General features: G+C 72.3%; 1 pseudogene. It reads right to left on the reverse strand.

Annotation, left to right across the window (positions count from 1 at the left end):
• Positions 1 to 1,251, reverse strand: a pseudogene (locus T336_RS25615) (RHS repeat-associated core domain-containing protein); the annotation flags it as partial.

Here is a 1,251-nt window from a genome sequence, read left to right on the forward strand (position 1 = left end):
GCCTGCACCTGCTCCACCACCCGCCCCCACAGGTCGTGCCGGTAGGCGACCGTCGTGCTGGTGCCCGCGGCCTCGCCCGTGCCCTCCAGCACGTCGTGCGAGCCGTAGGTGGTCGCCTCCAGCGTGCCGGCGGCCGACCAGCGTTGGCGCACCGCCGTGTTGCCCGGCTGCTGCACGCCCACCAGACGCAGCGCGCCGTGCTGCAGCACATGGTGCAGTTGGGTGCGCTGGCCCAGCGCATCCGTGGCCTCCAGCACTTCGCCCCAGGCGCCGTGGCGCCATGTCTGGCTGCGTCCGGAGCAGTCCGTGTGCCGCGCGAGCTGGCCGCAGGCGTTGTAGGCGTAGAGGCTGCGCCCGCCCTGCGCATCGATCATCGCCACGGGCTGGTCGCACCAGGCGAGCGTGTGCGGTGGGAAGACTATGGTGCCGGTACCGTCATCTTGCGGTTGCTCGTAATCGAACCGGGTAGTGAGGGACTGGGTGTTCGTGGTTCCATCCTCGCTCCCGGCTGGTGCCTTCGCCACCTCCACCAGCCGGCCCCAGTCGTCGTAGCGGAAGTGCGTACGCAGCCCCGCCGCGTCCTGGCTCGCCAGCAGCAGCCCGTCCTGCGCGCTGCCCGCCGCGCCCCAGTGCTGTTGCGTGCTGCGGCCATCCGGGCCCTGCACGCCCAGCAGCCGGCCTGCGCCGTCGTAGCGCCACCACGTCGTGCGGCCCAGCGCATCGGTGACCGAGAGGCGCCGGCCGGCGCTGTCATGGCGATAGCTCTGCTCGGCCCCGTCCGGGGCCACGAGGCGCACCAGGCGCTTGAGGCCGCCTTCGCCCTCGAAGTGGTAAGCCGTGGTGCGGCCCAGGCTGTCGCGCACTACCGTGCTGCTGCGCGCCGGGCCCGCCGGACCGTCACCGATGCTGGCAGGTGCTTCGCTGTCAGGTGCTTCGCTGTACTCGAAGAAGTACGACAGTCCCTCTTCGTTGTGCTGCTCGGCGACCCGGGCCCCAGGGCGCGCCGCCAGCCCCTGGCGACGGCCCTGCGCGGTCTGGTCCTCGTACACGTAGCGGTGCTGCGGCCCCTGGCGCACCTGGTGCTCCGTCATGCGGTGCAGTGCGTCGTAGCCGAAGCGGCGCAGCACCGTGCCGTCCGCACCCAGGACCTCGGCAAGGTTGCCTGCGCTGTCGTAGCGGTAGCCCACAAGCGGTTGAGGGCGCGGTGCGGTGCCCGGCACCACGCCCGGGTCGAGCGGGTTGAGCGTGCAG

This window comes from Paracidovorax oryzae ATCC 19882 (assembly GCF_000687165.1).
GTDB lineage: Bacteria > Pseudomonadota > Gammaproteobacteria > Burkholderiales > Burkholderiaceae_C > Paracidovorax > Paracidovorax oryzae.